General features: G+C 66.7%; 18 protein-coding genes, 1 pseudogene and 1 riboswitch. Of the genes and pseudogenes, 7 read left to right on the plus strand and 12 right to left on the minus strand.

The window, feature by feature from the left end; all coding sequences use genetic code 11:
• Both WG924_RS02060 and WG924_RS02065 read right to left on the minus strand, forming a co-directional pair.
• Positions 1-1,962, minus strand: a complete 1,962-nt coding sequence (locus WG924_RS02060; RefSeq protein WP_345931240.1) for a TonB-dependent receptor plug domain-containing protein — start codon at positions 1,960-1,962, stop codon at positions 1-3.
• Between the two features lie 166 nt (positions 1,963-2,128).
• A riboswitch (cobalamin riboswitch) is annotated at positions 2,129-2,357 on the minus strand.
• Positions 2,358-2,453: 96 nt separating this feature from the next.
• Positions 2,454-3,248: an SDR family NAD(P)-dependent oxidoreductase gene (locus tag WG924_RS02065; RefSeq protein WP_345931241.1), complete on the minus strand. Its 795-nt coding sequence runs from the start codon at positions 3,246-3,248 to the stop codon at positions 2,454-2,456.
• A 79-nt stretch (positions 3,249-3,327) separates the two neighbouring features.
• Between WG924_RS02065 and WG924_RS02070 the strand changes: the two genes are divergently transcribed.
• The gene (locus tag WG924_RS02070) at positions 3,328-4,218 is read left to right on the plus strand and encodes a YicC/YloC family endoribonuclease (RefSeq protein ID WP_345931243.1); all 891 of its coding nucleotides are present in this window, start codon (positions 3,328-3,330) and stop codon (positions 4,216-4,218) included.
• An 81-nt stretch (positions 4,219-4,299) separates the two neighbouring features.
• Positions 4,300-4,968, plus strand: coding sequence for a guanylate kinase (gene gmk, locus WG924_RS02075; protein ID WP_345931245.1), 669 nt, complete (start codon positions 4,300-4,302; stop codon positions 4,966-4,968).
• Positions 4,969-5,076: 108 nt separating this feature from the next.
• On the opposite strand, the gene WG924_RS02080 is transcribed toward gmk, so the two are convergent.
• Entirely contained in the window at positions 5,077-6,066 is a 990-nt protein-coding gene (locus tag WG924_RS02080) for a calcium/sodium antiporter (protein ID WP_345931247.1), read from the minus strand.
• A gap of 167 nt (positions 6,067-6,233) precedes the next feature.
• Here WG924_RS02080 and WG924_RS02085 point away from each other — a divergent pair, with 167 nt between their 5' ends.
• The 3 genes and pseudogenes from WG924_RS02085 (at position 6,234) to WG924_RS02100 (ending at position 9,939) form a co-directional block, all read left to right on the plus strand.
• A complete protein-coding gene (locus WG924_RS02085; protein WP_345931249.1) occupies positions 6,234-8,072 on the plus strand; it encodes a calcium-binding protein in 1,839 nt (612 codons plus the stop codon).
• Positions 7,960-9,339 (plus strand): annotated as a pseudogene (locus WG924_RS28200) (calcium-binding protein); the annotation flags it as partial. The gene WG924_RS02085 and the pseudogene WG924_RS28200, both read left to right, overlap by 113 nt.
• A gap of 132 nt (positions 9,340-9,471) precedes the next feature.
• A complete protein-coding gene (locus WG924_RS02100; RefSeq protein ID WP_345931254.1) occupies positions 9,472-9,939 on the plus strand; it encodes a M10 family metallopeptidase C-terminal domain-containing protein in 468 nt (155 codons plus the stop codon).
• Positions 9,940-9,966: 27 nt separating this feature from the next.
• Here WG924_RS02100 and rsmA read toward each other — a convergent pair whose 3' ends face one another.
• From rsmA to lptF, 6 genes are all read right to left on the minus strand, one after another.
• A complete protein-coding gene (gene rsmA / locus WG924_RS02105; protein ID WP_345931256.1) occupies positions 9,967-10,896 on the minus strand; it encodes a 16S rRNA (adenine(1518)-N(6)/adenine(1519)-N(6))-dimethyltransferase RsmA in 930 nt (309 codons plus the stop codon).
• Positions 10,897-10,907: 11 nt separating this feature from the next.
• Positions 10,908-11,936 (minus strand): 4-hydroxythreonine-4-phosphate dehydrogenase PdxA, encoded by a 1,029-nt coding sequence (gene pdxA, locus WG924_RS02110; RefSeq protein ID WP_345931258.1) that lies wholly within the window; start codon positions 11,934-11,936, stop codon positions 10,908-10,910.
• A complete protein-coding gene (locus tag WG924_RS02115) occupies positions 11,923-13,203 on the minus strand; it encodes a peptidylprolyl isomerase (RefSeq protein WP_345931261.1) in 1,281 nt (426 codons plus the stop codon). The genes pdxA and WG924_RS02115 overlap by 14 nt, the downstream gene beginning before the upstream one ends.
• Before the next feature lie 31 nt (positions 13,204-13,234).
• Positions 13,235-15,364 carry an LPS-assembly protein LptD gene (locus WG924_RS02120; protein WP_345931263.1) on the minus strand — a complete coding sequence of 710 codons (2,130 nt, stop codon included), beginning with the start codon at positions 15,362-15,364 and terminating at the stop codon, positions 13,235-13,237.
• Between the two features lie 77 nt (positions 15,365-15,441).
• Complete coding sequence (gene lptG / locus WG924_RS02125) at positions 15,442-16,611, minus strand: LPS export ABC transporter permease LptG (RefSeq protein ID WP_345931265.1); 1,170 nt, start codon at positions 16,609-16,611, stop codon at positions 15,442-15,444.
• Complete coding sequence (gene lptF, locus WG924_RS02130) at positions 16,608-17,741, minus strand: LPS export ABC transporter permease LptF (RefSeq protein ID WP_345931267.1); 1,134 nt, start codon at positions 17,739-17,741, stop codon at positions 16,608-16,610. Before lptF ends, lptG begins: the two co-directional genes overlap by 4 nt.
• 372 nt (positions 17,742-18,113) lie before the next feature.
• Between lptF and WG924_RS02135 the strand changes: the two genes are divergently transcribed.
• Positions 18,114-19,613: a leucyl aminopeptidase gene (locus WG924_RS02135; protein ID WP_345931269.1), complete on the plus strand. Its 1,500-nt coding sequence runs from the start codon at positions 18,114-18,116 to the stop codon at positions 19,611-19,613.
• The gene (locus tag WG924_RS02140; RefSeq protein WP_372044745.1) at positions 19,610-20,134 is read left to right on the plus strand and encodes a DNA polymerase III subunit chi; all 525 of its coding nucleotides are present in this window, start codon (positions 19,610-19,612) and stop codon (positions 20,132-20,134) included. Before WG924_RS02135 ends, WG924_RS02140 begins: the two co-directional genes overlap by 4 nt.
• 53 nt (positions 20,135-20,187) lie before the next feature.
• Here the strand turns inward: WG924_RS02140 and WG924_RS02145 are convergent, their stop codons facing one another.
• The 3 genes from WG924_RS02145 to WG924_RS02155 form a co-directional block, all read right to left on the minus strand.
• A complete protein-coding gene (locus tag WG924_RS02145; protein ID WP_345931271.1) occupies positions 20,188-22,404 on the minus strand; it encodes a sensor histidine kinase in 2,217 nt (738 codons plus the stop codon).
• Between the two features lie 118 nt (positions 22,405-22,522).
• Positions 22,523-22,786, minus strand: a complete 264-nt coding sequence (locus WG924_RS02150) for a Usg family protein (RefSeq protein ID WP_188581902.1) — start codon at positions 22,784-22,786, stop codon at positions 22,523-22,525.
• A 268-nt stretch (positions 22,787-23,054) separates the two neighbouring features.
• The gene (locus tag WG924_RS02155) at positions 23,055-23,762 is read right to left on the minus strand and encodes a pyridoxamine 5'-phosphate oxidase family protein (protein WP_345931275.1); all 708 of its coding nucleotides are present in this window, start codon (positions 23,760-23,762) and stop codon (positions 23,055-23,057) included.
• Positions 23,763-23,846: the final 84 nt, after the last annotated feature.

A 23,846-nucleotide genomic window follows, 5' to 3' on the forward strand; every position in this document is an offset into this window, starting at 1 on the left:
TCAGAACCGCATCCGCAGGCCGGCATAGGCTGCCCGCCCGCGTGAACCATAGCCCAGAACCTCCTGATACTGCTCGTCGAACAGATTGTCGACCCGACCGAAGATCTCGGCCCGGTCGGTGAGGTCATAGGCCGCGGTCAGGCCGACCAGCGTATACGCGTCCAATGTGACGATGCTGCGCGTGTAGCTGGCGTCATAGGCCCAGTCCTTCTGCTCGCCGTTATGGACCACCGACACGCCGGCGCGGGCGCGATCATCCAGAAAGCGGGTGGCGATATCGGCGCTGGCGACATGCGGCGCCCGGCGGACAAGCTCCTCGCCATTGGCATCCTCACCATCGGTATAGGTATAGGCGAGGCGGATGTCCATCCATCCGACCGGCCGCAGGGTCAGCGATGCCTCGATGCCGTCGATCCTCGACGTGCCGTCCAGATTGATCGAGGTATCGCCGGTGCCCTGGATCAGCCGGTCGATATCCTGGCGGAAATAACCGAGATCGGCGGTGACACGGCCATTGAGGAAGGATTGCTCTACCCCTGCGTCCCAGCCCTTCGCCCGTTCCGGCTTCAGGTCGGGATTTCCCCGGTAACTGGCTGAATATCCGAACAGTTCAAAGAGGGTCGGGTTCTTGACCCCGGTGCCATAGGATGTGCGCAGCCGCGTGCCGGTGCCGTCGATCACCCAGGCGGCGGTCAGCCGGTAGGTGGCGGCATCGTCGAACAGCTCGTTCTGATCCAGCCGGCCGGCCGCCGACAGGAACAGGCTGTCGAACAGGCCCAGCCGGTATTCGGCGGCATAGCCGGTGGCATCGAAGGCCCGGTCGACCGATGACCAGTCGCTGTGGGTGCGCACGGTCTCGCGCTCATATTCCGCCGCCAGACTGATATCGTGGCTGGCGGGCAAACCGGTGGTGGTGTCGACGCTGTAATCGGTCTGATAGTCGGTCTTCAGGCGCCGCCCCAGATAGGTGCTGGATATCGTGCCGTCCGTGCGGTAATCGCGGTCGTGCTCGGTATGGGCCATGCCCAGCTTGTGGCGCCATCGGCCATCGGCCATGGCATAGCGGGCCTCGGCGCGGGCGAAGCTCTGGGTGCCGCGGGTCTCTTCGTCACCGTCGACGGGCAGGGTGGAATAGCCATCACCTTCAGCGCGATAGCGCAGGGTCCTGCCAACCAGGGCGAATTCCAGATCCTCGGTCGGCCGCCAGCCGAATTTCGCGAAGGCCGAGCGGTTGCGATAACCGTCGGTCTCAGGATTGCCCGCCCGCTCGTCGGCGACCGAGATGCCGTCGGTGCGGAAGCTCTGCACCGAGACCATGCCGTCGAAAATCTCGTCGCCATAGGACAGGCTGCCCACCGCCTCGCGGGTCTCGAAGCTGCCGGCCTCGGTCCGCAGACTGCCCGACAGCGGGCCGGCGCCGCGCTTCGTGGTGATGTCGATCACCCCGCCCATGGCGTCCGATCCGTACAGCGCGCTCTGGGGGCCGCGCAGAACCTCGATCCGCTCCACCTCATAGGCCAGCAGATGGGCGAAATCGAATTCCGAGCCGGCCGACGGGTCCGAGACCTCGATGCCGTCGATCCGCACCAGGGTCTGATTGCCTTCCGACCCCCGGATGCGGATCTGCGACAGGCCGCCGACCGAGCCGGTGCGGCTGACCGCGACGCCGGGCACCAGCCGCAGGGCATCGTCGACATGGCGGATCTGAAGCGCTTCAAGCTGCTCGCCGGTGATGACCGTCACCGCGCTGCCGATCGCGGCCAGTGGTGTGGGCGTGCGTGCGGCCGATACCGAGATCGGCCCGAGCGGTGTCACCTCGTCGTCGGAGGCAGCCTGTGCAATGGGCGACGACAGGCCGGCGGCGAGCGCGGCTGTCAGAATGGCGGCCGTGGTGACATGGCGGTTGGCTGGCTGGCGGCGGACGGAGTCCGGGCCGCGGAAGCGGGCAGTGGTATCAGGCACCGATAGACCTCGTTCAGCAATGTCGATCGGTCACTGCGAACGAGGCCAGCATGGTATGCGGCTTTGTGCCTGTTGGAACCGTGCCTGAAGGAAGACGGGTGTCCGGGGCCCTGACGCCGCCACCGCTTGCAAAAACCCATCGGTACACCCCGCCCGACGTGCTCGCCCGTGACCGCGAATGACGGCAGGTCTCCTGGCTCGCAGGTCATCGCACCGCCATCGCCTTCCCGGCCTCGATGGACCAGTGGCAGTCAGGATGGGGCACTCGCTGCTTACAGTTGCGGGGGCAGCCGCGGAATTGCGATCGCCGGCTTCGGCCGTGATCGCGCACCGCATTCCCTTTTCATCCCCGATCGACCAAGTCGATCGCGGACACCATCAGTGGCGCCATGGTTGCGCAATCGGGGTGCGTCTGGCAAGAGCATATCGCAGGGCGTCGGCGCGTTTCGCGATGGCGGGCCGGCCAGCCACGGACATGGCGGTCCTGGTGGCTATTTGCCCGGCATCCGGCGCAGAAGCGCATCCGCCCAGGATGCCGGCAGGGCTGCCAGCAGCCAGACCACCGCGGCCAGTTGCCAGGGAAAGGCGATCCGGGCGCGATTGCGGCAGAGCCCCCGGCGGATGATGGCGGCGGCGCGATCGGCATCCATCAGGTAGGGCATCGGAAAGCGGTTGCGCCCGGTCATCGGCGTGCGCACGAAGCCCGGGCAGACGACGGACACATGCAGGCCGCCCTTGGCGAGGCGCGGTCGCAGACCTTCGCCCCAGGCCTTGACGGCGGCCTTCGATGCGGCATAGGCGGGGGCACCGGGCTGGCCGCGATAACCGGCCAGGCTTGAGATGATCGCAATCGCCCCGCGTCCCCGGCCCAGCATCAGATTGGCGGCCGGCAACACGGTATTGACCACGCCGTCGACATTGACCGCGAAGATCGCGCGCGTGACCTCGGCCGAAACGGTGCCGCCCGACGCCGCCTCGTTTCCCGATATGCCGGCATTGGCGACGACCAGATCCAGGGGAAGGGTCGTGTCGGCGCGGGTGAGCCAGTCTGCCACGGCCCCGGCATCGGTCACGTCGAACAGGGCCGTATCGACCGTCGCACCGCTGGCGCGGGCGGCGGCGGCCACACCGTCCAGGCGGGCCGCGTCGCGTCCGTGCACCGACAGCCTGACGCCCGGTGCCGCATAGGCCCGGACCAGTGCGGCGCCGAGCCCGCTGGACGCACCGGTGATGGCGATGTGGCGGGGCGACAGGCGGTCGCGTGGCGGGCGGGTGTCGTCGGGCATCTGTGGCAATCGCTGCTTGGCGGGGGCTTGCGGGGTTCGTATAGTCCGCCGATCATCGCTCATCCTCAGGAGATTGGCCATGGCGCTCGCCAGCATGACGGGATTTGCCCGCGCCGACGCCGGCGATGCGCGCTATCGCTGGAGTTGGGAGGTCAAGAGCGTCAATGGCCGCTCGCTGGATCTCCGCATCCGCCTCGCCGCCGGCTTCGATCAGTTCGAGCCGGTGATCCGCCGGGTGGCCCAGGACCGGCTGCGGCGCGGCCATGTCAGCGTGCAGCTTGCCATGGTGGTCCATGCCCGCGGCACGCGGCTGCGCCTGGACCCGGATGTGGCCGACGGGCTGGGTGAGGTGATCGCCGATCTGCAGCGGCGCTTCCCCAAGGCCAAGGCGCCGCGGATCGATGGTCTGCTGCGCGTGCCCGGCCTGATCCAGGCCGTGGAGCACGAGGAAAGCGAAGCCGCCCGCGCCACCCGCGAGCACGCGATGACCGACAGCCTGATCGTGGCCTTCGACCGGCTGGTTGCGGCGCGCGCCCAGGAAGGCGCGGCCCTCGCCCGGCTGATCGACGAGCATATCGATGCGATCGGCGGCCTGATCGCCGATGCCCGGGCGACGGCCGCCGCCCAGCCCGAGGTGATCCGCAACCGGCTGGACGAGCTGATCCATAGCCTGCTCCACGACCGCGCCGGCCTGTCGGAAGACAGGATCATCCAGGAGGCGGCCGTGCTGGCCGCCAAGGCCGATATCCGCGAGGAACTGGACCGGCTGGACGCTCATGTCGCCCAGGCGCGGGCGTTGTGTGCCGACGACGAACCGGTCGGCCGGCAGCTCGATTTTCTGGCCCAGGAGTTCAATCGTGAGGCCAATACCCTGTGCTCCAAATCCTCGGACACCACGCTGACCCGCATCGGGCTGGCGCTGAAGACCCGGATCGACCAGTTGCGCGAGCAGATCCAGAATGTTGAGTAAGATCCTTGATATAAAGGGATCTTTTGGAATGATGGAAGCGAGACACGTGATGCAGACTGCCGGACCGGCCAAGGTGTGGGCATGAGTGATGCCGCCACCACCAGCCGCCGCCTTCCCCATGACCGGCGCCGTGGCCTGATGCTGGTGCTGTCCTCGCCATCGGGCGCCGGCAAGACCACGCTGTCGCGGCGGTTGCTGGCCAGCGACGACGACATCGCCTTGTCGGTGTCGGTGACCACGCGCGCGAAGCGGCCGGGTGAAGTGGATGGGGTGGATTATCACTTCATCGACAAGCCGGCCTTTCAGCGGATGGTCGATGACGATGCCCTGCTGGAACATGCGACCGTGTTCGAGAACAGCTATGGCACCCCGCGCGCGGCGGTGGAGGCGACATTGGCATCCGGCCGCGACGTCCTGTTCGATATCGACTGGCAGGGCACCCAGCAACTGGCAGACCGGGCGCGCGACGATCTGGTGACCGTATTCATCCTGCCGCCGTCGATCGTGGAACTGGAGCGCCGGCTGACCACCCGGGCCCAGGACAGTGCCGAGGTGGTGGCCAGGCGGATGGCCAAGGCGGCTGATGAAATGAGCCACTATGCCGAATACGACTATGTGCTGGTAAACGATGATGTCGATCGCAGCCTGGCCAATCTGGAAGCGATCCTGCGGGCCGAGCGCCTGCGCCGCAAGCGCCAACTGGGCTTGAGCGGCTTCGTGAATGGCATGCGCGAGGATGCCGGTCGCTGAGCTTCGCTCGATCGGCCGTCGTCGCGATCGGTCTGACCATAAACGACTGATGGCCCGCATCGGATATCCGGTGCGGGCCATCAGTGTATTGTCGGGCAGGGCAATGGCTCAGGCGAGGCCAAGCGCGCCGCGTACCGCCGGCGACAACTGCACGACGAAATAGAGCACATAGGCGGCCAGGAACACCCCGGCCTCGCGCCGGCCGATCCGCCAGCCGGTCCAGGCGAAGACCAGCAGCAATCCGGTTGCCGCCGCCATCACCCAGATATCGAGCGCCAGCACCTCGGGCGGGATCGCGATCGGCTGGACCAGGGCCGTGACACCGCCGATACCGAGCGCGTTGAAGATGTTGCTGCCGATGACGTTGCCGAAGGCAACCTCGCCATGTTTGCGCAGCGCCGCCATCACCGAGGTGACCAGTTCCGGCAGCGAGGTGCCGATGGCAACCAGCGTGAGGCCGATCACCGCTTCGGACAGGCCGAAGGTCCGCGCCACCTCGACCGCGCTGGTGATCAGGAAATTCGCCCCCAGCATCACGCCGGCGATGCCGATCCCCGTGATCAGCAGGCTGCGGCCGATGCTGGCGGTCTTCACCGGCTCCTGCTCTGCCACATAGTCCGCCTCGGCGGCATGCATCCGGGCGGTGGCGTCGTTCATCCGCTTGTCGGATATATAGCTGTAGATGGTATAGCCAACCAGACCGACCAGGAACAGCGCGCCCGCAATCCGCCCCAACTCCCCGCCCAGGCAGGCGAGGATCAGGGCCAGGGTGGCCAGCGTCAACATCGTGCCGTCGCGCCGGAAGGCCTGCGGGTTGACCAGGATCGGCAGGATCAGCCCGGATGTGCCCAGAATCAGCAGGATGTTGGCAATATTGCTGCCGACGATATTGCCGATGGCGATGCCGGGCGCACCGCCCAGCGCCGCCTGAAGGCTTGCGACCAGTTCCGGTGTGGAGGTGCCGAAACCCACCAGGGTGAGGCCGATCACCATCGGCGAAATCCCCAGCCGGGTGGCGGTGCCCACCGCGCCGCGGACCAGAAGTTCGCCACCCAGAAACAACAATCCCAGGCCGGCGGCGAGCAGAAGATAGGTCATGCAGTCTCCGCAAGGTGTCGATGCCAGAGCGAGGTGGCTGGGACGCAATGTCGTCTGACGACATGTCATCTTCAAGGTCGTTGCCTGAGAATACTGGCGGCGGTGACCTGTCGCATCCCGTTTATCCCCCGGTTCAGGGGGGGTAACGGTTCATCGCGATCACATTCGTGTGTTCGGCTGTGTCTCGTTCTTGTCAAGACGCAATACGTGTGACGATTATCACAATCAAGATCCTCGGCACCGGATGTGCGACGTTGGCGCCGCTGCGGGCAAACGGACATAGGTTGAAATCACACGGGAGCGGAACCCCAATGGCGGATGTGGCTGCAAACTCCACCACGACGGCGAATTTCGGCGTGGGCGAGAACAGTTTTCAGTATGGCGGCCGATTTGACGTCGCTGGCGACGTCGATTGGATTCGGATCAACCTGACCGCAGGTGTGATCTATCGGTTCTATGGATCGGCACAGACCGATGCCGATCCCGATGCCGGTGACATTCTGATGTATCTGCGCCGGCCGGATGGCGGGATGTTGATATCGGACGGCGAAAGTGGCGTCGGGCTGAACGCCTATTTCGAATACACCCCCGCCACCAGCGGCTTCTATTATGTCGCGGTTGCGGAATATGAGGAGGTGGTGGGCAGCTATGATGTGACGGTGCTGTCGTTCTCGGCAGCGGGCGCGGCTGCTTCCGCCAATCAGTTTCTCACATCGCTTGGCAACAGCAATGTGTCGTCCGGCAGTGACGCCGTGCGCATCGCCGGACAGGGCAACGACTATCAGAACAATTATTTCCGTATTCTCGGCGAACAGGGGAATGATTCGCTGTGGGGGGATGCGCGGGTCAATGTCATTTCCGGTGGGCTTGGTGATGATGTTGTCTTCGGCCGCGACGGGGCGGATGAGATCTGGGGCGGGCTTGGTCATGACACGCTGAACGGCGATGGCGGTGACGATCAGATCCTGGCCGATGCCGGTGATGACGAGGTGAATGGCGGGATCGGCGACGACTACTTGTCCGGTGATGATGGCGAGGATGTGCTGCGGGGCGGCGATGGCTATGACACGCTGATCGGCGGCGCGGATGATGACCGGCTCGACGGTGGCGCCGACGATGACCAGCTCTTTGGCGCCAATGGCGATGACTTTCTCATCCCCGGAACCGGCAGCGACAACATAGACGGCGGCGCGGGCGTCGATCTTGTCTATTACGCCGACAGCCCGGCCGGGCTGGGGATCGATCTGGTGGCCGGTCTTGCCGGACATGCACAGGGCAAGATCGACACGCTGGTCGGGATCGAACAGGTGTGGGGCAGCGGCCACGCCGATACCATCCGTGGCAGTGCGGTCGCCAATCGTCTTCTGGGCCAGGGCGGCGATGACACGCTTGAGGGCCGGGCTGGCGCAGATGAACTGATCGGGGGCGCCGGTATCGACACGGCAGCCTATACGGAATCCGCAATCGGGGTCGCCGTTGACCTTTTGCATGGCGTGGGCAGCACGGGAGACGCGCAGGGTGATACCCTGAGCGGTATCGAGAATCTGATCGGCAGCGCCGAGGATGATCGTCTCTATGGAGATGATGGCGTCAATATCCTCACGGGCGGCGCGGGCAACGATCTGTTCGACGGCCGTGGAGGCGCCGATATCATCAATGGCGGCACCGGCAGCTTCGATACAGTGACCTATGAGACGCGGGCGGCGGCCATCATCGTCGATCTCGCGGACGGCACGGCATCCGATGGCGATCGACTGATCAATATCTCCAGCGTCATCGGCACGAGCTTTGAGGATCGCCTGTCGGGCGATGCCGGCGATAACCTGCTTTATGGCGGCGATGCCGCCGATGTTCTTGAAGGACGTGCCGGAGCCGACCGGTTGACTGGTGGCAATGGCCTTGACCTCGCACTCTATCTGTCATCAGACGCGGCAGTCATTATCGATATCGCCGCGGCCACCGCGTCGGGGGGGGCATGCCGAAGGCGATGCGCTGATTGGTATTGAAGCCGCGATCGGCTCAGTCTTCAACGACATCCTGACCGCAGGCAACGGCTTCTCGATGGTGAATGGATACTCAGGCAACGATCTGCTCTATGCATCTGAGAATGGCGGCGGCGATTTCTTCGGCGGTGAGGGCAATGACACCATCGATTTCGCGCAGGCATGGCAGCCGGTGGCAGTCGATCTCGCAGGCAGCAACACCAATCGCCTCGATCGGGTGTACGAGGTCGAAAACGTGGTCGGATCGGCGTTCGGGGATGGGATCTACGGCGATGCCGCATCCAACCGGCTGGATGGGGCCGGTGGCAGTGACGTTCTTCAGGGGCGTGGTGGTGCGGATCTGCTGATCGGTGGCGTCGGCCTTGATTGGGCCAGCTATTCCGAAAGTTCGGCTGCCGTGGTCGTCGACGTCAGAAACGGCCTCGGCACCGGCGGTGATGCCGCAGGTGACAGGCTTACGGCTGTCGAGTACCTGACCGGCTCTGCCTATGACGACCAGTTGTCGGGCGATGATGGCGTTAATCGCCTGGAGGGCGGCGACGGCAATGATGTGCTGCGCGGGCGTGGCGGTCGCGATCTGCTTCAAGGGGGCGCCGGAATCGATACGGCATCCTATACCGATGCCGACTCCGCATTGATCGTGGACCTGCGATCGGGCCGCGCCCGTGGTGCCGACACGGATGACGACGCCCTCGACAGCATCGAGATCGTCCATGGCGGCAAATACTTTGACAACCTGTCGGGCACGGACGCCGACGACACGCTGCGTGGCTTCAAAGGCGATGACGTTCTACGCGGGCGCGGTGGCGCCGATCTGCTGGAGGGCGGCGATGGGATCGACATCGCCAGCTACGCCGACAGCGCGGTTCGTGTTCGGGTGGATCTGGAAACTGGCGTCGGCATGGATGGTGACGCGCAGGGCGATCGGCTGACCTCGATCGAGACGGTTCATGGCAGCGCCGGAAATGATGTCCTGTCTGGTGGTGCCGGCGCAGAGACATTGCGCGGCTTCGATGGCGACGATGTTCTGCGCGGGCGTGGTGGCGCCGATCTGCTGGAGGGTGGTGCCGGCATCGACACCGTGTCCTATACCGACGCCGGCTCTGGTGTGCGGGTCGACCTCACGACCGGCACCGGAGCCGGCGGCGATGCCGAGGGCGACCGGTTCACGGGCATTGAGATCGTTCATGGCAGCCGGCATGGCGATGTGCTTACCGGATCGGCGCGGGCCGAGACCCTGCGTGGATTTGAGGGCGACGACGTTCTGCGCGGGCGTGGCGGCGCGGATCTTCTGGAAGGCGGTGACGGCGTCGATACTGTCACCTACACCGACAGCGCGATCGCTGTCCGCGTCGACCTTGCCAGCGGGCGGGGATTTGATGGCGATGCGCAGGGCGATCAGTTGACGGCGATCGAGACCGTGCATGGATCCAATGCGGGTGGCGATCTGCTTCTTGGGGCGGCCGGCAGCGACACGTTGCGTGGCTATGCCGGCGATGACCGTCTGGTGGGGCGTGAGGGCGCTGATCTGCTGGAGGGGGGCACGGGCGCCGACACCTTTATTTATCGGGCCATCGCCGACAGTGCCGCCATCCCTGGGGAACGTGACACGATCAACGATTTCAGCCGCGCCCAAGGAGACCGCATCGATCTGTCGATGATCGACGCGGATCCCGCACATGCCGGGGATCAGGCATTCCGGTTTATGAACGACATGGTGTTCGACGGCGTGGCCGGGGCCGTGGTGGTCGCGTCCATCAACGCGCAGATGTCACTCCTGCGCCTTGATATCGACGGAGATCGCATCGCCGATATGGAAATCATGGTGCGGGGTATCGGGGCGGGCGCTGCCGCCGATTTCGTGTTGTAGGCCATCATCGGCGCGCGCGGATGATGGTCAGTCCATCTGTGCCGGATCCCGCGATGCCAACGCCCGTGCCAAGGCGCAGAACCCCTCGACCGACACGGTTTCGGCACGCCGTGTCGGCTCAATGCCCGCGGCGGCGAGCAGCGCTTCGGCATCACCCAGACCTTTCAGGCTCTGGCGCAGCATCTTGCGGCGCTGGCCGAAGCCGGCTGCCGTCACCGCCGACAGCAGGCGGAGATCGGCCGGCGCCAGCGGCTCGGGGCGGGTTTCATAGATCAGGACGGTCGATGTCACCTTGGGCGGCGGCGTGAAGGCGCGCGGGCCGATGTCGAAGCCTTTGGCGATCCGGAACCGCCATTGCGCCAGCACCGACAGCCGGCCATAATCGCGCCCGCCCGGCTCGGCGATCAGCCGGTCGGCCACTTCCTTCTGGTACATCAGTACCATGCCGGCGATCCGGTCCGGGCGTTCGGCCCATTGAACGGTTAGCTGGGTGGAAATGTTGTAGGGCAGGTTCGATGCGATCCAGCAGCGGCCGGGATCGCCCGCCGCATCCAGCAGCGCGCCCGGATCCATGGTCAGCGCATCGGCCTCGATGATCGAGAACCGGCCGGGAAACGCCTCGACCAGCGGTTGCAGGGCCTGGACGGCGCGGGCGTCGCGCTCAATGGCGATCACCCGGGCGGCGGGGCCGGCCAGCAGGCCGCGGGTCAGGCCGCCGGGGCCGGGGCCCACCTCGATCACGGTGCCGCCGGCGAGCCCGCCGCGCCCCTCGGCCAGTCTGGCAATCCGCCGGGTCAGGTTCAGATCCAGCAGGAAATGCTGGCCCAGCGATTTGCGCGCATCCAGGCCATTGGCCGCGATCACGTCGCGCAACGGCGGCAGCGCCTCCAGCCGGGCGGCTGTGTCGTCTGGAACGGTGACGGCGGCAGGGCCGGTCGATGAAAATTCGTCGGTCATGGGGCTCCGGATCAGCCGGCGGCACGTCTGCGTGCGGCGCTCATCAGGCTGGCCAGCCTGATGGCGGCAACCAGGCTGTCGATGCGGGCAATGCCGCGGCCGGCAATGTCGAGGGCGGTGCCGTGATCAGGCGAGGTGCGCACGATCGGCAGGCCCAGCGTGACATTGACCCCGCCATGGAAATCGAGCGTCTTGGCCGGGATCAGCACCTGATCATGGTACATGCCGAGCACCGCGTCATAACCGGCGCGGGCTTCGGCGTGAAACAGGGTATCTGCGGGCAGGGGGCCGCGGGCGTCGATACCGGCTGCCGTCAGCATCGCGACCGCCGGCGCCACCACCGCCTTGTCTTCAAGCCCCAGCGCACCATCCTCGCCGGCATGCGGGTTGACCCCGGCCAGCGCCAGCCTCGGCCGGGCAATGCCGAAATCGCGGCGCAACGCCTCGGCGGTGATGGTGGCGATCTCGACGATCAGGCTCGGCGTCAGCATTGCGACCGCCCGGATCAGCGGCTCGTGGATCGTCACCGGCACCACCTTGATCGCCGGGCTTGCGATCATCATCACCGGCTTGATGCCGATGCCGCAGCGGGCTGCCAGATATTCGGTGTGGCCGGGATAGGGAAAGCCGGCGTCGTAGAGGGTTTTCTTCTGAATCGGGTTGGTGACGACGCCACCGATCCGGCCGGCCAGTGCCAGCGCCACCGCCCGGTCGAGCGCCTCGACCACCGCGGTCGCATGGGCCGGGTTGGGGCTGCCGGGCGTGGCCGGATAGGGCAGGCGGACCGGCAGCACCGGCAGGGCACGGCCGAACACCGCCGCGGCATCCTCAGGTCTGGCGATCTCCTCGACCGGCACCGCGGCACCGATGGCGCCGGCGATCATGCGCAGCCGCTCAGGGTCGTCCAGGGCGAAGAACACCGGCAGGCTCAGAGCCTCGCGGCCGGCCCAGGCGGCAAGCGTCAGCTCGCCACCCACGCCGGCGGGCTCGCCCATGGTGATCGCGAGCGGCAGCCCGCCCCTGGTGTCAGACGCGGACATCGATGAAGGCCTGCCGGCGCAGATCATGCAGATGACGCTGGGCCATGGTGTCGAGCCGCTGGCGGATCAGCGCGTCGCGAATGGCGTCGCGATCGGGCAGACCGGTGATGTCGCCGCTGCGTTCACACACCATCAGCACCCGGACGGCACCACCGCCGGTGATCGGCGGCGATACCTCGCCGACGCCCAGATTGATCACCGCCTGGCGCAGCGCCGGGGCAAGGTCGCCCACGGTCAGGGTGCCCAGATCGGTCTGCGGATCGGCGCCAAGCTCGCTTGCGATGCCCTCGACCGCATCGCAGGAATTCAGATCTGCGGTCGCCGCCAGCAGGCGGTCGCCGATGGCACGGGCGGCGGCGGCATCCTCGGGCACCGGCATGGCGATCTGCTTCAGCGCCACCTGGATCTGCGAGGCATCGCCACCGGTGACCTTGCGGCTGTCGGCCACGGCCACGAGGTGATAGCCCTCGGGGGTGCGGATCGGGCCGGAAACGGCACCAGGACGGGCATTGGCCAGAAATGCATCGATCTCGGGTGACAACTGGCCGGGCAGAACCCAGCCGACATCGCCCGATTGCTGGGCGGTCACACCATCGGAGAACTCGCGGGCCAGAACTGTGAACGGCGTGCCGGCGCGCAGCTGGTCGAGCAGCCGCTCGGCGTTCTGGCGGACCTCGGCCTCGCGATCGGGCGACGGCACGCTCAGCACGATTTCCAGCACGCGAAACTCGGTCTGGCCGGCATTGGCGCGGATACGGTCGAGCACGGCGTTGATCTCGTCCTCACCGATCACGATCCGCGGGCGAACCTCGCGTGCGACCACCTTCTCCCAGGCGATCTCGGCGCGCAGCCGCTCGGTGACCGTCGAGGGCACGATCCCCTGTGCCCGCAGGCTCTGCTGCAGGGTGCCGGGCTGGAAATTGTTGCGGCTCTCGATCTCGGCCTCGGCGCGCGACATCTCGTCGGCCGAGACGTCCAGGCCCAGGCGGCGCGCGGCCTGCATCTGGATCCGCTCATCGATCAACTGCCGCAGAACCTGCGAGGCCAGGCGCTGGCGGGTCTGCTGGTCGTCGGGCAGTTGCGAGGTCTTGACCAGCATGTCCAGCCGCGCGGTCAGGTCGAAGACCGACACGATGTCGTCATTCACCACGGCGGCAACCCGCCCGGCGGTCTGCGCGAGCGCCTGGCCGGGGGCAAGGGCCGCGGCGCCGCCGAGGGCCGTGGTGCCTGCGAATGCGGCGAGGAGCAGAATGCGCAAGGGCTTCATCGAACGTCCTCTGTGCTCGGTCGGGTACATGTCAGTAAGTTCCGCCCAGCGTGCGCAGCACCACCCGGACCAGCACATCGGTCGAGGGCTGCACGTCGCGGTCGCGCGAGAAGCTGCGGCGGACTTCTGAAACGATATACAGGCAATTGTCGAAGTCCACGGCCACACCGACGCCATGGTCGATCGACCGCTCGTTTTCAAGATCGCGACGCAGGCTGCCGAAAATCTTGAAATCGTCACTGATGTCATAGCCGGCGCTGAAATAGATTTCCTCGCGATCGTCGGCGTCCTCCGGCGACAGTTCCTCATCGGCCTGCAGCAGAATATAAGACAGGTCGAAGCTCGCCTGCCGCACGATCCAGGCTGCACCAAGATCGGTCCGGCGCGGCTCCAGCGTGTCCTTGTCGAATCGGAAGCGATAATACAGGTTCAGGTTCGGATCGGGTGTGACGACAACGCGTCCGACATAATCCGACACCTTGTCGTCCAGACCGCTGCCCGGCGAAAAGGTGTCGTCGGCCCGGGCGCGCAGCGACTGGCCGACCAGGCCGGTGATCTGGCCGCCATCGCCGGTGTAGTGACCGAGCCGCATGCCGTAACTCACCCGCGGTCCGCCCTCGACCCGGTCATAGCCGGCGAAGCGCTGATTCTCGAACAGATTGGTCTCATCGAACTCGAAGTCGCGGCTGTCCTCGTTCGGGATCTTCGTGGGGTTGCCGCCATAGGGGCTGAGCACCGCATGCACGATCGGCTCGATCACCTGGCGCGCCGCGCCGTCGGACCGCACCATCGGCAGGCGCCAGTCCAGCGACACCTCAGGCACGACCCGGCCGGTTGTGCCGTCGAAGGTCCGGGTGCCGTCCTGAACGTCGTCGACCATGTAGCCGTCGCCGCGCAGGCCCGTGGCGACGGTGTAGACGCCACCTTCCGCGCCGATGAAGCTGCGGTTCCAGCCTCCATCCACGGTCATGCGATAGCTGTCGGTGCCCTCGCGCCGGGTCAGGCCGGCAAAGCTCGAATCCAGGCGCCACTGGCCGCCCATCGGCCCGGCGCCGGGGGCGCCGAGCTGGTTCCACTGGGCCATGGGCACGGCGATCGGCAGGCGTGACTGGACCTGATCGCTCCGCAGCCCCTGAAACCAGTAGCCGGCGATCAGGGCATAATCGCGGCCGTTCAGCTGTTCGGCATACAGCGTCGAGGTCAGCGTCTCGCGATTCGAAATATCATAGACCCGCAGCACGGTGTCGTCGCCGGCCCACATGCCGTCGAAGCCCCAGCGCCAGGTGCGGTTGATGTCGAAACGGCCGCGGCCGGCGATATAGCCGCGGGTGTTGTCGCGATCGACGTCGTCGCTGGCATCGGCGATCAGCCCTTCCAGCGAGAAGGCGCCTTCGTCCAGAACCCGCCGGTATTCCAGCCCGAGGCCGGCGCCTTGATCCGTGGTCCAGATCGGCGTGACCGTGGCGTCGCTCGACGGGTCGATGACGATGTGATACGGCACGTCGATCCGGCTGCCCAGCGTGCTGTTCGACCTGTAGGTCGGGGCGAGCACGCCGCTTCGACGGTCGACGGTGGGGTCGGGATGGCTGAAATAGGGGGTATAGATCACCGGAACGCCCAGCAGTTCCAGCGTTGCATCGCGATAGACGATGTCGCGGGTCTGTTCGTCATGGGTGACGGTATCGGCCTTCAACTGCCATAGCGGCGGCCGGTCGGGGGTTTCCTCGCAGAGCTCGCAGGCGGTATAGGCGGCCTTGTCCATGCGGGTGAAACGGCCTTCGCGCGTGCTGCCGGCGGCGGCCAGAAGGGTCTGGTCGGCCAGCCTGGCGCGCAGATCGCGGGCGACCCCCTTGGCCAGTTCCTCATCCAACTGGGCATAGCTTGCAAACAGCACTGAACCGTCGGGCTCGACGATGGCGACATTGCCCTGCGCGGTCACGATGCCGTCGCGCCGGTTATAGGTCAGGGTGTCGGCGCGCACGATCCGCGGCCCCTGCGCCACTTCCACATTGCCGCGGGCGATCACGATGTCGAGCTGATCGGAATACTCGACCTCGTCGGCCTGGATCAGCACCGGCTCGTCGGACGACAGCGACGGCAGCGCCTGGGCGTGAAGCTGCCCCGGTGCGGCGCCGATAACAAACAGCGCAGCGGCAGCCATCAGCTCCGCGCGCAGACGAGAAAGACGGCCGGGGCGCGGACGGCGGCGGCGGTTACGAGCAGGTCCGGCGACCAAGGCTAGCCGTCCTCCAGATGCATCAGGGTCGCGATTCCGAACAGCGTCGCAACGCCGGCCGGTGTCCAGGCAGCCAACACCACCGGCAGGCCCCCGGATTGGCCCAGAGCATAGACCACGCCTGTCAGGAAATACAGCAGGAAGCCGGTGAAGACGCCGCCTGCGATGGTGATGCCGGCGCCGCCCCGGCGGGTGAAACGCAGGCCGAATGCGGCGGACGTGATGACCATCGCCACCATCAGCAGCGGCAGGGCCAGCAGGGAATGCCAGTACAGTCGATGCTGCACCGCACTGAAGCCCGCATCACGCAACTGGGCGATAAAGCCGGGCAGGGCCCAGAACGACATGGTCTCAGGATTGGCGAAGCTGTCGAGGATCTGCTCCCGCGTCATCCGGGTCGGCTGGTCGAGCACAGGCTGTGGCACCGGAACCTCGTCGGGTGCCGAGATAACGGCATTCTCCAGCCGCCAATGGTCGTCGGTGAGCTGCGCGCGCGTGGCGTCGATCCGGTCCTCGAAGACCTCGTTACTGTCATACCGGAAGATGGTGACATTCCCAAGGTCGGTGCCGCCCGCCGCCATCTTCGTGGCATGGATGACGATCGGTTGTCCGTCCAGGCGCTCGCGCAGCCACAGTCCCCCGGGCCCCACCGACAGCAGGCTGGACTGCCCGCCGATATAGCGGGCCTCCAACGCTTCGTAGCGCGCGCTCATCAGGGCCGCCAGCGGATTGAAGATGCCGATCAGGAACAGGCCCAGCAACAGGGCCACCCCAAGCGGCGGCCCCATGAACTGCCACACCGACACACCTGCCGCGCGGGCCACCACCAGCTCGTTGCTGCGGGTCAGGCGGGCGAAGGTGATCAATCCGCCGATCAGCACCGCGAACGGCGCGATGCGTTGAATCTGGAACGGGTTCTTCAGCAGCGCCATGCCGATCAGCGTCGCCAGATTGGCCTCGCCATTGCCCGACGCACGGCGCAGCAACTCGATCAGATCCACCACCAGCACCAGACCGATCACCACGCCCAGAACAAGGCCGACAGATCCCAGCATATGGCGTGCGAAATACAGGCTGAGCGTGGGCGAGATGTGGCGCCGGGGCGTCGAGGGCGCACGGCCGGCGCGCAACCGTTGCGGCAGCGGCAGCGTGGGGCGGGTGTCGTCGGTCATGGCGTCACCTCGCGACCGTCCTGGCCGGCCTGTGGCGGCGTGGCTGGAATGCGCCGGATCTGTGGCCGCAGCATCAGGCCGAGCGCCACGACCGACGCGCCGATGATGATCAGATAAAGCGGGACGGCCGCCATCGGCGACGTGACCACCGCCGATGTCAGGGTCAGGCCGGTCAACTGCACCACGATCATGGCCACCGTCGCCACCGCCACGCGCGTCCAGCGGCTGCGGCGGCTGAATTCGCCGCTGAGCAGGGGGCCAAGCGCGATCAGCGTGAAGGCGATGTTGTAAAGCGGCCAGGCCAGTCGCTGATGCAGTTCGCCGCGAAGCTCGGCCCGGAATTTGGGCGGCAGCCCCTCCTCGGGGTTCAGCAGTTCGCCGATGAACCGTTCGCGCCGGTCGGGGATAGTGGGCGCCGCATCGCCGGCCACCAAAGCCAGATCCACGGTATAGCGGTCGAAATACAGAAAGCTGACCCGGCCGTCGCCGGACCGTTCCTGGCGATTGCCGTCGACCAGCACGATCCGCTGACCTGTTTCTGTGGGCACGATGCCGCCGCGCGCGGCCATCATGGTGACCGGCAGTTCCTTGTCGCGTTCGTCCTGCACCAGAATACCGGCAAGCTCGCCCGAGGGCAGACGTTCCCGCACGAAAACCGTCAGTCCCGAAACCGGCGTGTTGAAGCGGCCCTCCTGCAGCAGGACCGCCGCGACGTCGCTGCGGATCGACAATTGCAGCTCGCGGAAATCGCGGGCGAAGACCGGCACCAGATAGCTCGACAGCACATAGCCGAACAGTGTGAAGCCGACCGCCAGGGCCACGGCCGGGCGGATCAGCGCCCAGGGGCCCAGGCCCGCCGCCCGCATCACCACCAGTTCGCGATCCGATATCAGCCGCGAGTAGACCGCGATCACCGCACAGAACAGGGCGATCGGCATGATGATCGACAGGAAGGTCGGCAGCAGCAATATCGTCAGCTTCACGAAGGTGAAGGCCGACAGGCCGCGGTTGACGATCAGATCCAGGAATCGCACGGATTGCGTCAACCACACCACCGCGACCAGGCCCATGGTAATGGCAAGCGCCGGTAGCAGAAGCTGTCGAAACAGATAGCGTGAAGCGAGGGGCATGGAACCCTTGGTGCGGTAGAGCGCGTTGGTGTGCGCGGGCTGGCGGCGCTTGAGACCACAACGGGCACCTGTCCCGGTTGGTCCTGCGCATATGGTGGTCCTGCGCACATGGCCGTTCTGCACAGATGGCCGCCGCGCGGACGAGTGCGCGTCGCCGACGGCTGCAACTTATCGTGTGGCGTGGCCGGGGTCCAGTGCCCGGGCAGCCGGGGCCCTGTGGCAGATCTGCGTCACCGGGCTTCTGTGCGCCATCGACACGACCTATATTGGCGGGACGGTGGCAGACTTCGCCGCACAGGCATGGCGCGGGCCTGGTGTCCCGCCGGCTCGCGGCCGCCACCCGCGCATGCACAGGAACCCGGAGAGGCAGGCATGACCATCAGCTTCGCGACGTCGTCGACCCCCACCGACGGCACCCTTGTTCTTCCCGTGGCCGAAGGGCGATCGCTGACCGCCGCCGGCCGCGCCGTCGACGAAGCCACGGGCGGTGCCCTGGTCCGCGCCATGGCCGCCGCCCGCTTCGACGGCAAGCCGGAACAGCAGGCGGCGGTTCTGGCCCCGCATGGCATCGGTTGCGACCGCGTGGTGCTGCTGGGGATCGGCAAGGCCGACGAGTTCGACACCGCCCGCGCCCTGCGTCTGGGCGGGCGGGCGGTGCGGGCCGCGACGGGCGCGGCCACCATCGCGGTCGATGTGACCGGGCTTGGCGGCGATGCGGCGGCGCTGGCGGCCGAAGTCGGGCTGGGCGCACGGCTGCGGTGCTGGCGGTTCGACCGCTATCGCACCGCCAAGCCGGGCGAGGACGCCCCGGTGACCCCGGACGTGGTGGTGATGAGCGATGCCGGCGGCGATGCGGCCGCGGGCTTCGCGGCCCGCGATGCCGTGGGCGAGGGGGTGGATTTCACCCGCGAGCTGATTTCCGAGCCGGCCAATGTGCTGACCCCCCGCGCCTTCATGGAGCGGCTGACCAGCCTTGCCAGCCTTGGTATCGACGTGGAGGTGCTGGACCGCGACCGGATGGCGGCGCTGGGGATGAACGCCCTGCTGGGCGTGGCCCAGGGTAGCGTGAACGAGCCGTATCTGGTGGTGATGCGCTGGACCGGCCGTGACGACGAGGCCGACCCGGTCGCCTTTGTCGGCAAGGGCGTCTGCTTCGACAGTGGTGGTATCTCGATCAAGCCGGCCGGCGGTATGGAAGAGATGAAGTGGGACATGGGCGGCGCCGGCATCGTTGCCGGGCTGATGCGCGGTCTGGCCCAGCGCAAGGCGCGGGTGAACGTGGTCGGCGTGGTCGGCCTGGTCGAGAATATGCCGTCGGGCACCGCTCAGCGTCCGGGCGACGTGGTGCGCAGCATGTCGGGCCAGACCATCGAGGTGATCAACACCGACGCCGAAGGCCGGCTGGTTCTGGCCGACGCGATCACCTATACCCGCGATCATCTGAAGCCGACCGCGATCATCGATCTCGCCACGCTGACCGGGGCGATCATCGTGTCGCTTGGCAGCTATAACGCCGGCCTGTTCGCCAATGACGACAGCCTGGCTGATGGCCTGCTGGCGGCGGCCAGGGCGACCGGCGAAGGGCTGTGGCGCATGCCGCTCTCGGATGCCTATGACAAGGACATCAATTCCGATATCGCCGACATGAAGAATGTCGGCAAGGGCCGCGATGGCGGCAGCATCACCGCCGCGCAATTCATCAAGCGCTTCGTGGGCGACACGCCCTGGGCGCATCTGGATGTGGCCGGCGTGGTCTGGGGCAAGGGCGATACGGATCTGGGGCCGAAGGGGGCCACCGGCTATGGCGTGCGTCTGCTGGACCGGCTGGTTGCCGATCGCTTCGAGGGCACCGGAAGCGGCGAGGCGGCGTGACCGCCCGCGACGCCCCGGCCATGGCCGCCACAGGCGAGGCCACCTCAACCCCGGCCGTCGAGGCCGGGGTTGAGGTGGCGTTCTATCACCTGACCGCGACACCGCTTGAAAAGGCCCTGCCGGCCCTGCTGGAACGGGTTCTGTCGCGCGGCTGGCGGGCGGTGATCCGCGCGGGCAGCCCCGAACGGGTGAAGGCGCTGGACACACAGCTTTGGACCTATGACCCCGGCAGCTTTCTGCCCCATGGTGCCGAAGGTGACGCGCGGGCCGATCGCCAGCCGGTCTGGCTGACATCGGGCGACGATCTGCCCAACGATCCGCAGGTGCTGGTTCTGGTTGACGGCATGGATGTGGAGCCGGCCGGTCTGGCCGGATTCATCCGCGTGCTGGACCTGTTCGACGGCGGCGATGATGGCGCCGTGGCAGCCGCCCGCGATCGCTGGCGAGCCCGCAAGGCGGCCGGCCACGCTCTGACCTATTGGCGACAGAAGCCGGGCGGCGGCTGGGAAAAAGCTGGCTGAGGGAGGTGGCGCCCGACGGACCGGGCCCGGCTGCGTGCCCGAACTGGCCGTGATCAGGCGGCCATCACGGGCTGCGTGGCGGGCAGATCGATATCGAAACGGCCGGCAATGCCATCGTCGGCAGTGTACGACAGGCTGCCACCATGGCGCTCGATCAGCGCCCGCGCGGTGGCCAGCCCGAAGCCGATATAGCCGGCGCGGCGTACCGTCGGCGGCGGCAGGGCCTGGGGGGGCATTGCCGCCGCCGCCACCGGCGGCGATGCCTGGGGTTGCGTCAGCGCGGCCGACAGATGCAGACGGTCTCCGGCGATCCGCCAGTCCAGACCGATCGTCGCCGTGCCGTCGACCGCGGCGCTGACATATTCGCAGACCTTCACCAGAGCCTGCACCAGCCGTTGCAGGTCGCCCGGCACGGTCAGACCGGCGGCAGCAGACGGCGCCGGGCTGATGATCAGGAGGCTGCCGGCCGTGGCCGCGGCCTCGGTGGCGACCGTGTTCAGCAGCAGGCTGAGCACGATCGGCGCATGGGCGAGGGTGAACTGCCCGCCCTCCAGCCGCTCCACATCCAGAATGTCGTCGATCACCGCCGTCAGCCGGTCGCCATTGCGCATCGCCATGCGCAGCAGCCCGGCGAGCGGTTCCGAAACCGGGCCACCGATGCCGCTACAGGCCAGCTTCAGCGCACCGACGATCGCGGTGGTCGGTGTCCGCAGCTCATGGGCCGCCACAGCGACGAAGGCCGCTTTCAGGCGATCCATGCGTCGGACCTCGCTGACATCGCGGATCACGGCGATCGCGCCGTCAAAGCCGGCCGACGGGTCGTGCAACGCGATCAGCGTCGCCTCGGCGGTCCGGCCGGTGGCTATCATGCCGCCGCCCGGCGCGGGGCGGGCGATCGGGAAGCTCCGGGTCACCACGTCCTGGTCCCGCAACGTCTCCATAATGCCGCGCGTGACGCTGATGGCGTCGGATGGCTGGATCAGAAGGCCAAGCGGCTGCCCCCACAACGCTGCCGGCTCCGCGCCATAGATCCTGGCGGTCGACGGGCTGACATCGATCATCATGCCTTGGGCGTCCGCGACCACCAGCCCGTCGGTCAGATGTTCGAAAACCAGGGCCTTCCGGTGGCGCTGTGCCAGATCGCGATGTTCGGCGGTCACGTCGATCAGCGCCACCGCGCGCCCGTCATCGCCGCCGACATGGCTGCGCAGCCGCAGCCATCGGCCTTCGGCAAGCGCTATATCGATCTGGCCGGCCGACGGTCGGCCCCGATCGCGCCGCCGTTCGGACAGCGCGGGTGGTCTGGCACCGCCCAGAATGGCGGCAAGGGTGCCGCGTGTCGTCTCGGGATCGGCCGTTGCCAAGGCGATCGCGCGGCCAAGCCCCTCGGCGGTGCCGAGGCCGCCGACGGACAGGGTTTCGCGGGGCAGATAGCGCAGCAACTGATCATTCGCCACGGTGACCCGGCCATTGCGATCGATATGGACGAAACCATCCGACATGGTGTCGATGGCGCTGCGCAATCGCTGATGGCTGCGCTTCTGGCCGTGATGCATCAGGGTGGCGAGCAAGCCCAGGCCGGCCACCGTCGCGAGAATGCCGGCGGCCGACATCTGCCCCAGGGTCTGCAACTCGATCAAGCTGTTACGGACGGTCTGCTGGTCATCGGTCAGCGTGGCCTCAAGGTGCCGGATCGCCGGGTCGAGCCGCAATGCACCCTGGGCGAGATGGCGGCGCAACGCGTCGGCCGTGGGGGTGACATCGACAGCACGAAGGCCGCTCAACCAGGCGAGGTCTGCGCTGGCGGCGGCCAGAAGCACCTCTCCATCCGGCAACGACGCCATCACCGCGGCCGGTCCGGCCAGCCGCAGGCTTGACAGATGGGCTGTCATATGGACGATTTCCCGGTCCAGAACATCGGCCGCGGTGGTGTCGGCGTCATCCGTCATGGACGGATCCGGGTGAGACGGGTCGGGATGGGAAGGGCCGGGATGGGAAGGGCCGCCGATCAGGTGCAGACTGCCCGCCAGTTCCAGATAGCAGCGCTCCAGGCGCCGCAGGGTGGAGACGGTTTGTGACAGATCGACATGGCTGGTCAGCACGGTCTGCCTGAGCAGATTGTTGCTGTGCAGCAGGCCGGCCGAGAACAGCAGCAGCGCCGCCAGCATCATGGCCAGGGCTGCCGGGCGCAGCCACGCATAGTGCTTAGGGGGGGGCACCGGCAGAAGCGGTCGCGGGCCGGTTTCACCCTGCTGTCGATCTCCGGTCATTGCCGCCTTCCGGCCGCGGGTGCCGCGCAGATCGGTATCCATCGCGGCATGCACCGTCATCTGTTGCGATGGCGAAGACGGTAAGCAAATCCCGCGCCACCATCGCCACAGGACGGCCTTATTGCAGCCGCCAGACCCCGTCGAGATGACGCCATTTGGCCGGGGCCGCCAGGGCCGCATTGGCCACAGTCACCGAATGAATTGCCCCCTCTATCTCGCGTGTCCAGAACTGCAGGAAAGCCTGTAACTTTGGAAATCGCGGCGCCAGATCCAGAAACTGCCAGACAAGGCTCTGCAGAACCATAGGATGATCCGGCATATAGTATATGATTTCCGCAGTGGTTATCCGGTTGTTACGAAGGACCGCTTCAATATCAGTCATATCCACCCTCCATCTTTTCAGATGACGCGATGTCGGTGCGGGAGTTCATATCTATATATGATATTTTCAGAATCAATTTTTCAAGATCCAATCGAAGGTGAGGGGCGATGACTGACGCGGCCGGTTATTCATTGGCACTCCATCGCGATTGCTGCTGACTTGTGCTTACCGAGTGCTGTCGCGGCAAAGGGGTGGCAAGGCGGCCCCACGCAGTTTGCAATGCATTTTGCGTGAGGCGGTTTTAAGACGCAGTCGCAGTCTGCGACTCTCAGCCTCTGGCACACCCGGATGGGCGGCGATAGGCGGCAAATTCCGGGGGCACCGGGCGGGTGGCGGCGGAGGGCGCGGTGATCGGCGTCCCCGCCGTCAGCGCCAGCGGCACAACACCGGCCCAGACCGGCCGGTCCATGTCCTGTGGCTGATCACCCGGCGGGCCGGCCCGCCACTTCACCGATACCTCGTCGAGGGCGATCCGGAGCACGTGGGTGGCTTTCAGTTCCTGATCCGAGCCGGGGCGTGGCTCATGCGGGTCGCGGCCCGGCACCACATGACGCATGAAGGCATCCAGGGCGGCCGCTTTCGCGACCGGATCGTCGACCGGCTCGAACCGTCCGAAGATGATGGCCGATCGATAGTTCATCGAGTGATTGAAGGTCGACCGGGCGATGACCAGCCCATCCAGTACCGTCACGGCGACCGAGGCGGGGGCGCCGCCGGCGAGCACCTGCATGAACCGGGTTTTGCGGGCTCCGTGGATGTACAGATGGTCGCCCGCGCGCCAGCAGGCGATCGGCAGCACCACCGGCTGACCATCGTCGGCGAAGGCGATATGGGCGAGAAGTGCCTCGTCGAGCAGGTCGTTCAGCATCGCCCGGTCGGTTGCCGCCCGGTCGGGCAACCGCGTCAGGGTCGTCCGGGGCGTCGACCCGAGAGGCGGGACCGGTGGCGCGGGTGGCAGATCGGTATCAATGGTCATGGGGTGGTCCGTTCATGGCGGCGTGTGGTGCTATGGCGCAGCCTATGAGATGATTGGTCTGATCTAATGATCCAAATATGAGAT

The sequence above is a fragment of the Tistrella arctica genome, from assembly GCF_039630945.1.
GTDB classification, from domain to species: Bacteria; Pseudomonadota; Alphaproteobacteria; order Tistrellales; family Tistrellaceae; genus Tistrella; species Tistrella bauzanensis.

Excerpts from the sequence above, each read along its gene's own strand:
- pdxA (WP_345931258.1), bottom strand. The coding sequence starts at position 11,936 with ATGTCCGCGTCTGACACCAGGGGCGGGCTGCCGCTCGCGATCACCATG.
- lptF (WP_345931267.1), bottom strand. The coding sequence starts at position 17,741 with ATGCCCCTCGCTTCACGCTATCTGTTTCGACAGCTTCTGCTACCGGCG.
- WG924_RS02065 (WP_345931241.1), bottom strand. The coding sequence starts at position 3,248 with ATGCCCGACGACACCCGCCCGCCACGCGACCGCCTGTCGCCCCGCCAC.
- WG924_RS02145 (WP_345931271.1), bottom strand. The coding sequence starts at position 22,404 with ATGACCGGAGATCGACAGCAGGGTGAAACCGGCCCGCGACCGCTTCTG.
- gmk (WP_345931245.1), top strand. The coding sequence starts at position 4,300 with ATGAGTGATGCCGCCACCACCAGCCGCCGCCTTCCCCATGACCGGCGC.
- WG924_RS02080 (WP_345931247.1), bottom strand. The coding sequence starts at position 6,066 with ATGACCTATCTTCTGCTCGCCGCCGGCCTGGGATTGTTGTTTCTGGGT.
- rsmA (WP_345931256.1), bottom strand. The coding sequence starts at position 10,896 with ATGACCGACGAATTTTCATCGACCGGCCCTGCCGCCGTCACCGTTCCA.
- WG924_RS02120 (WP_345931263.1), bottom strand. The coding sequence starts at position 15,364 with ATGGCTGCCGCTGCGCTGTTTGTTATCGGCGCCGCACCGGGGCAGCTT.
- WG924_RS02150 (WP_188581902.1), bottom strand. The coding sequence starts at position 22,786 with ATGACTGATATTGAAGCGGTCCTTCGTAACAACCGGATAACCACTGCG.
- WG924_RS02155 (WP_345931275.1), bottom strand. The coding sequence starts at position 23,762 with ATGACCATTGATACCGATCTGCCACCCGCGCCACCGGTCCCGCCTCTC.
- WG924_RS02115 (WP_345931261.1), bottom strand. The coding sequence starts at position 13,203 with ATGAAGCCCTTGCGCATTCTGCTCCTCGCCGCATTCGCAGGCACCACG.
- lptG (WP_345931265.1), bottom strand. The coding sequence starts at position 16,611 with ATGACCGACGACACCCGCCCCACGCTGCCGCTGCCGCAACGGTTGCGC.
- WG924_RS02135 (WP_345931269.1), top strand. The coding sequence starts at position 18,114 with ATGACCATCAGCTTCGCGACGTCGTCGACCCCCACCGACGGCACCCTT.
- WG924_RS02070 (WP_345931243.1), top strand. The coding sequence starts at position 3,328 with ATGGCGCTCGCCAGCATGACGGGATTTGCCCGCGCCGACGCCGGCGAT.